Source organism: Microcystis sp. M165S2, from assembly GCF_020245885.1.
Taxonomy (GTDB): Bacteria; Cyanobacteriota; Cyanobacteriia; order Cyanobacteriales; family Microcystaceae; genus Microcystis.
The window spans coordinates 1-7,786 of record NZ_JADBTZ010000141.1; the positions used below are offsets into that span (position 1 = coordinate 1).

A 7,786-nucleotide genomic window follows, 5' to 3' on the forward strand; every position below is an offset into this window, starting at 1 on the left:
GCCTCAACTCCAATCCCCGCTTGGGATTTACTTCGACCAAGCCCAAAATCGCTGAAACCCAGATATATCAAGGAAAATCATAAATCGAGGTTAACCCTTTGTCCCGTAATGGTTTGAGCCTTTTTTGCTGACCGAAAACGCATAAGTCCCACTAACGGAAGATTTTTGATTTTTGCAGGAGAGCTAATATTGAGATGTACTCCTAAAAATTAGTTATTGACTGGAATTTTGCTGATTTTCTCTTCTTTTCCCGGTCTGGTGTGAGAGAATCTAGAAAAACTTAACAATAATCAGCAATAAGCGAGAGATATACTACAAACAAACATTAGTAAGTTTTAATTAAGAGAACTATGAGCTTTCGATTTGGCAAAATCTTGATAGCAGGGGTATTGGCGGTACTTTTGCTAGTAACTTCCTGTGCTAAAGCTCCCTCACAATTTGACCAAGCGCAACAAGAAAGTACCGCTCGCGGGGCGGCGGCAGTGGTGAAAGAATCCACCTCTGGCGGCAGTTTTAATCGGTTTTTCCCGCCTTCTGGGGGAGGATACGAGCGCGTCTATACCCAGGAGAAAAAAGGCTTTGCTGAGGCAAAACTGAAGCAAGATGGCAAAGTTCTGGCTATGTTAGCCATATCTGACATCAGCAATAATCCCGCGGCGGCCAATAAATTCCAAGACAGTCAAACCACAATTAAAGGTTTTCCCTCTGTCGAACAGGGTGCAACCGCCACCGCCGTTTTAGTCAATAATCGCTATCAAGTCAAGGTTTTATCGCGGGATGCCGATTTTTCCGCCAGCGATCGCCAAGTTTGGTTAGCTAAGTTCGATTTAGATGGTCTAGCAAAATTAAAGTAAGGAGACATCCGTGAGTAAGCCAATTTTTGAACTGGTGGACGAATTACCGACTAATAATCTCACCGTCAAAGTTCTCAAAACCCTTGATTATGTCGTGCCGGGGCAGTGGGATAACCTAGTCGGGTTTAAAAATACGATTATCGCAGTCACCGGCGAAACCGACGAAAGTATGATTCAACAGATTGGCGATCGAGCCGTTTGGTTGTTTAATGATAAATCCCAGGGCTATCAACGGGCGCTCTGGCTCTACCAAACCATCGACAGCGCCGATAATGCCCTAGCCGCCGCCTCTCTTGCTAATGCCGTCGGTGGTAAAATTCCCCTCATGGGCGGTTTAATCGAAAAATTAACCCCTGCCCCCGAAAAAGCGCAAACCATCGATCTAACCTTGAAATTAGTGACAGAATTAGTCGCTTTTTGTCAAATTAATGGCATTCCGGGGGATAGTATCGATGATTTCGTCACTTCTCTGGCAGATTATAGCGGCGAATCCCTGATGCGGATGGCGGCGTTAGTTTGTTTGGATGGTTTAATTCCCCTGGGGGGCAGTTTTATCCGGAAAGTGGAATCGAGCCTCAGCATTCTCAGCCCGGAAGAATTAGAATCTAACTCCACTTTCGGCAGTATTAAAGAATTGATTCCGGGGGGAAATACTGCCAGAAAATTAGACTTTATCGGTCAAAGTTTCGACTCCACTAAAGGTTGGATGAGTAGTTTTGTCAGCGATCGCAGTTTGAGCCAGCAGGGATTATTGAGCAAAATTCAGGGATTTATCGACTTTTCTGCCGATAAATTGGTATATGTTGGGGCATTCCTCGATATGACGACTAATTACTATGAACATACCGGTATTCAAACCCTGGCTCGTCGTTTAATCGAAAGAGCCGTGGCGGAAATTTAAGTGGCACCGGGGGCAGGGATGGACAGACCGATACCAAATCGGTTTTTAATAGCATGATTAAGTCCCAATTCAACTTTAAAAACCCAGTTATGGATTGTTTCCCCCTGCTCCGGCACTCACCCACTTTCCTATACCTTTTCAAGAGGATTTAGTACAATATACCCTCCTTAGCCCCTCAAGGTCATGAATCAGGCACAACTTATCCATGCCGCTAAACAGCAAGATGCAGCCGCTATTATTGCTCTACTTAACCAAAGTCTCTTAACCACAAAAATAGAGGTTGTTGAAGCCACCCCGCAAGAAAATGTCCTGACTCTAAAAGTTCAATCCAAAAATATACCCAATCAACACAAGTTATTACCTTTTTTGTCGGCAGAAATCAAAAGCTTGGGCATCGATGGATTAGAACAAGTGATCGTTTACGGTATGACCGAGGCATCCGATATCCCCGCTTGGCAAGAATCGATAACCCTGAGTCAAGATGATTTAATCGTCAATCGTGTCACTAAATTAAACTCTTTGCCGACAATAACCGAAGAAATCGCCGAAAATGACCGAGAAGATGTCCCAGAAGCTTTGGAAGACTCTGAAACAACCGAAGAAAAAGCCCTAGAGACACCGGAGGAGTTCACTGAAGCTGCTGAGAATATTGTGGCGACTGGTGAGCGATTTTCCCTATCTCATCGGAGACACTCCTCTTTTCCCCTCAGTATAATTTTGTCTTACCTAGCGATCGGTTTTGGTGCTGGAATTATTATAGGTGCTTACTTTGGCTATCAAAAAGCAGTGAGTGATACTAAATCCGTTGAGCATAGGCTACTTATGAGGACAGGCACTCATTCAATGGGCAATGGGCAATAGGCAATAGGGGGAATAAATAGGGTCTGCTGAAAAAGTTTTTCGGTGGGTGTGGGGTGTGGGGTGTGGGGTGTGGGGTGTGGGGTTTTACCAGTTTTGAGATGGCCAATTACCTAATTTTCAGGGAAAAAGTGCCTAAATTTCCCCCCGATCACTGCCATATCCAGTACTTTTTGATTGACAAAAGGTCTAAAAGTCTTACCCAACAAGGTTTTTAGCTTTATTCAGCAAACCATAAATAATCATTCTTTAATAACCGGATTTAGTGTGAAATGCCCGCACAACCCGGAGCGCTCGAACAACCCCGATAAATTTTCCTGTCCCCAACCTGATATGATCGAAATTGGCGATCTTACGATTAAGACCAATGCAAAATTTTCCTATCTCTAAACCCCAATGATTTAGGGCTTTTTTTCTTGGGAATTTGTCGGTAAGGACAGCAGCAACAGTTTATTTTTTATCTTTAGCCACACATATCTAACCGCTCATGTCTATTGAAGAAGCCTTGAAACTCCTAAAAGAATATGGATGTATTCAACTAAAAATTGCCCAATCCCCTGAAGAAGAAGAAGCTCTAAGACAGGCAATTTTATTAGTTAACCAAGGTTCGGAATCAATTAATTTAGGTATCTGTGCCGATAACAATGAAGAGGGATTTAAAGCCCTGAAAAGTTATCTACAAGCCCTGGGATACCCCTTACCTAATAGTCTCCCAGAAGACCCCCCAGAACAGGGAGCGGTGTATATTAAATACAATACCCGAAGACAAGCTTCCTATCTCGATTCCTATACGGGAACCTATCGCGGTGTCCTGGTTTCTTGTCAGTCAGAAAATGATCAATTAGTCGGTACTTATGGTCACTTTCCCCTCGATTTATTCTCTTAAGAGGCATAGTTTTTGGGTTATTTAAGCGATTAACCATCAGCCGGACAGTGATTACTGTTTACAAATAAGAGGCAAAAAGCTCCCCACTCCTGTCCACTGAATTCTCTTTCCTGACTCTTGTTAACTTTTTACCTGAAAAAAATATGTATTTGTTAATTCCAGCAGCGGGAATGGGTAAACGCATGGGCAGCGATCGCAATAAATTACTGCTCACCCTGCACGGAAAACCGCTCCTCGCTTGGACTTTGCTGGCTGCCATGCAATCCCGGGCAATTATCTGGATTGGGATTATGGCACAACCAGAAGACTTTGAGGATATCCGAGAAATTATCACCGCCATAAATGCCCTTAAACCCGTGCAAATCATCCAAGGAGGCGAAACCAGACAAAAATCGGTTTATAATGGCTTACAATCCCTACCAGAGGGGGCTCAGACGGTTTTAATTCACGATGGGGCGCGCTGTTTAGCCACTCCCGAATTATTCGATCGCTGTGCCGCCGCTTTAGCCACTTGTCAGGGTTTCATTGCGGCGATTCCGGTGAAAGATACGATTAAAATTGTCGATAGCAAGGGCTGGATTGAGGATACACCGGATCGCTCGCGGTTGTGGGCAGCCCAAACGCCCCAGGGTTTTCAGGTAAAATTATTAAAAGAATGTCATGAACAGGGCCGAAAATTAGCTTGGGAAGTCACCGACGATGCCGCCTTATTAGAAAAATGTGGTTTTCCCGTCAAAATTGTCGTCGGTGAAGAAACTAACTTAAAAATTACTACTCCGGGGGATCTGGCCATTGCCGAATATATTTTAAGTCAACGTTTATAATTTTTCATCTACTTTAACCCCATCGCGTTTAATAATACGAGCGGGAATACCCACCACCACACAATTAGCTGGAACATCTTTGACTACCACTGAATTTGCGCCCACGGTGACATTATCGCCGATGGTAATGTTTCCTAAGACTTTAGCGCCGGCGGTAATCCTGACATTATTGCCAATTTTGGGGCGACCGCTTTTATCTTTATACCCAATTGTTACCTGTTGATTAATCCAACAGTTATCGCCCAAATCCGCCATAACAATCGTACTAAAACCGTGTTGAATAAATAATCCTTTGCCAATCGAACAGGAAGAATCTAGAAATAAATAGGAACTTTCTCGATAGAAAAACCTAAGAATATACATAAAAAAACGGCTGAATGAACCACCTTGAAAAAGACGACAATAATATAAATTTCTAAATTCTTTTGCCTCCAGACACAGAGCTAACAATTGTAACCAATCTGCTCTTTTTTCCCGGCCTAATAACTCTACCCAACGCCGCACATCACCTAAGATAAGCTCTCGATTATTAGCTACCTGAAAAGCAATGATTAAGGGTGAGAGCCAAAGAATACCCACATAGAAAAATAATTTTCGGAAGAAACTTTTCATCGTTGGTCTAAAATAAGGGTTCTTCGGTTTGTCTTATGCAACAGACAGGATTATAAGAGATGAAACCGTTATAAAGAAAGACATTTGGCGATTTTTGTCAATTGTTTTCGATCTAGAGCTAACCAATCAATTAAATCTCTTGCCAGATAAGGATTTAGTCGATTTATGCCACCCTATCGAACCAGAACAAGTAACGAAGAACCGCTTTTGTTGCTATTGATTATAGTATGATTGTAGGGAATAGTTCAACCGTCCCCCGTTTATTGGTCTCCAACGATGTCAACTACCTTGCAGTTCTTTCCCGAAGTATCCGTGATCGTGCCAGTTTATAACGGAGAGAAAGATCTACCCCCTCTAATTGATTGTTTAGCCAAACAGAGCTATCCCCGTCAATTAGTTGAATATATTTTAGTTGATAATAATAGTAGCGATCGCACGGCAGAATTATTAGGAAAGGCAGCACAAGAACAGAGGGGACTGAAACTGATCATTTTAAGCGAAAATCACATACAAAGCTCCTACGCTGCTCGCAACAAAGGGATCAAAAGCTCTCGTTATCCTTTTCTGGCCTTTACCGATGCCGATTGTCGTCCCGTACCGCAATGGTTGACAGAATTGATCCAACCCTTTAAAGATCCTAACATCGGTCTGGTAGCGGGTGAAATTGCTGCGTTAACTGGTTCCACTTGGTTGGAAAATTATGCGGAACGTCGTCACTTTATGTCACCAAAATTTCTTTTAGAACATTCTTTTTGTCCCTACGGTCAAACTGCTAACCTCGCTATTCGTCGAGAAGCTTTTCAAAAAGTTGGTTTATTTCGTCCTTATTTAACTACCGGTGGTGATGCCGATATCTGTTGGCGTATTCAACAACAAACCGACTGGCAATTAACCTACGCACCAGAGGCAATTATTTACCATCGTCATCGTTCTACCTTAGAAGACTTAAGAAGTCAATTAAAACGTTACGGGCGCTCGAATCGCTATCTTCACGAATTGTATGGTGTCGAATTGATGCGACCTTTAACCAGTCAAGAGTTATTTTTTACTCTCGGTCGTTGGTTATTTAAAGAGCTACCAAAAAATACTCTCAAGTTACTGTTTGGTAAAGCAGATTTAGTAGATTTATTGGCTACTCCCCTCGATTTAATTCGGTTTCAGTCCCGCAGCCAAGGACAAGCCACGGCTAAATTACCCGAAAAAGCTAAAGAAATCGAATGGCTTTAATTCAGTTATCAGTGACCAGTGATCAGTTATCAGATATGAGTTTTCAGTTCACTGATTACTGATTACTGATCAAGGTTTCCTCTATGGTTTCTCCCTGAGTAAAACATCCTGGAAGATGCTTAATTTCTGATACATATCCCCCCTGATCATCAGGATAAATTGTTATCGGATATTTTAGTCCCAAATAAAACTCTAATGATTCAAGCTTAGTTTTATTACTTGTACTCATATTTTTACCTCTTTAAAGTTAGCAAATAGGATCAATATATTTTGAATAAATACCCAGAAAACATCAGGAAGGGAATCAGCTTTAAACCTTTTCGGTCAACTATCCATTCCCCTATTCAGGCGATCCAGGCTTCAAAGTGGGGGACAAAATAGGGTAAGGTAAAAAAGCTGTGCCGATAACCGAGACTATGAGCGTTGAATGGCAATCCGTCAAAACCTACGAGGATATTCTTTACCATAAATGGGGGGGAATCGCCAAAATCACTATAAATCGCCCCCATAAGCGTAATGCCTTCCGTCCGAAGACAGTTTTTGAGCTTTACGACGCTTTCTGTGATGCTCGCGAGGATGCGCGCATTGGGGTGGTATTGCTCACGGGTGCAGGTCCCCACAGCGACGGCAAATATGCTTTTTGTTCCGGCGGCGATCAGACGGTGCGCGGTCAGGCGGGTTATATTGGCGATGATGGCGTACCCCGGCTCAATGTGCTGGATTTACAGAAATTAATTCGCTCCATCCCCAAGGTAGTTATCGCGCTGGTGGCAGGTTATGCGGTCGGGGGGGGTCATGTTTTGCACTTGGTTTGTGATTTAACCTTAGCAGCGGATAACGCCATTTTTGGCCAGACCGGTCCGAAAGTGGGCAGTTTTGACGGCGGTTTTGGCTCTAGTTATCTGGCCCGGGTAGTCGGTCAGAAAAAAGCTCGCGAGATTTGGTTTCTCTGTCGGCAGTATAACGCCCAACAAGCTTTAGCAATGGGTTTGGTTAACCATGTGGTCCCGGTGGAGGAATTAGAGCCGGAAGGGGTTAAATGGTCCTTAGAAATTCTCGAAAAAAGTCCCTTGGCGATTCGCTGCCTAAAATCGGCTTTTAATGCTGATTGTGATGGTCAAGCGGGTTTACAGGAGTTAGCGGGTAATGCCACTTTACTCTACTATATGACCGCCGAAGGAGCCGAAGGTAAACAGGCTTTCCTGGAAAAACGTCCCCCCGATTTTAGTCAATATCCTTGGCTACCCTAATCAGTTATCGGTGAACAGTAATCAGTGGGAAGAAAGCAGAAAACTGCCAGATAATACTGCTCACTTAATACTCCCTACTCCTACTGATCACTGATCAGCTATGCTAGTTTAGAGAGAGTAGTTAGGTTCGGTAGCAGCATTGGTTTCAAACAGAAGTGGTTTTTCCCTGATGGCCTTGACTGGGTTGTGTCCGATCTCCTTCTCGAAATGGCTGTGATATTGGGAGACAATCCTTGACATCCTCACCGCCGTAAACGGACGGTGATTCCCAAACCTCACGATTTAGGTTTCTGCTTCTTTCCCTTGCGGGGTTCCGCACCTGCCTTAACAGATTTACTCTGTTCTGGTCTTATGGTCGCTCCACAGACTGACAC

8 protein-coding genes are annotated in these 7,786 nt (G+C 43.4%); 7 read left to right on the plus strand and 1 reads right to left on the minus strand.

The genetic code is table 11. The annotated features are described in order from the left end of the window. Positions 1-350: 350 nt before the first annotated feature. The 5 genes from IM479_RS07505 to ispD all read left to right on the plus strand — a co-directional run bounded on the left by IM479_RS07505 (position 351) and on the right by ispD (position 4,323). Complete coding sequence (locus IM479_RS07505) at positions 351-854, plus strand: hypothetical protein (RefSeq protein ID WP_287687743.1); 504 nt, start codon at positions 351-353, stop codon at positions 852-854. A 10-nt stretch (positions 855-864) separates the two neighbouring features. Next, positions 865-1,755, plus strand: a complete 891-nt coding sequence (locus tag IM479_RS07510) for a hypothetical protein (RefSeq protein WP_287687745.1) — start codon at positions 865-867, stop codon at positions 1,753-1,755. A gap of 183 nt (positions 1,756-1,938) precedes the next feature. Continuing rightward, on the plus strand, positions 1,939-2,616 hold the full coding sequence (locus IM479_RS07515; RefSeq protein ID WP_287687747.1) for a hypothetical protein: 678 nt from the start codon (positions 1,939-1,941) through the stop codon (positions 2,614-2,616). 484 nt (positions 2,617-3,100) lie between these two features. Further along, positions 3,101-3,499 (plus strand): DUF1824 family protein, encoded by a 399-nt coding sequence (locus IM479_RS07520; protein ID WP_287076732.1) that lies wholly within the window; start codon positions 3,101-3,103, stop codon positions 3,497-3,499. Between the two features lie 143 nt (positions 3,500-3,642). Then, the gene (gene ispD / locus IM479_RS07525; RefSeq protein ID WP_287076733.1) at positions 3,643-4,323 is read left to right on the plus strand and encodes a 2-C-methyl-D-erythritol 4-phosphate cytidylyltransferase; all 681 of its coding nucleotides are present in this window, start codon (positions 3,643-3,645) and stop codon (positions 4,321-4,323) included. Here ispD and IM479_RS07530 read toward each other — a convergent pair. Further along, positions 4,318-4,935, minus strand: coding sequence for a serine O-acetyltransferase (locus IM479_RS07530; protein WP_004160672.1), 618 nt, complete (start codon positions 4,933-4,935; stop codon positions 4,318-4,320). The two genes, ispD and IM479_RS07530, sit on opposite strands and share 6 nt — an antisense overlap. A 276-nt stretch (positions 4,936-5,211) precedes the next feature. On the opposite strand from IM479_RS07530, the gene IM479_RS07535 reads away from it, so the two are divergent. Together IM479_RS07535 and menB are read left to right on the plus strand one after the other, a co-directional pair. Next, positions 5,212-6,162: a glycosyltransferase family 2 protein gene (locus IM479_RS07535; RefSeq protein WP_287687750.1), complete on the plus strand. Its 951-nt coding sequence runs from the start codon at positions 5,212-5,214 to the stop codon at positions 6,160-6,162. A gap of 416 nt (positions 6,163-6,578) precedes the next feature. After that, entirely contained in the window at positions 6,579-7,412 is an 834-nt protein-coding gene (menB, locus tag IM479_RS07540) for a 1,4-dihydroxy-2-naphthoyl-CoA synthase (RefSeq protein ID WP_287687752.1), read from the plus strand. Positions 7,413-7,786: the final 374 nt, after the last annotated feature.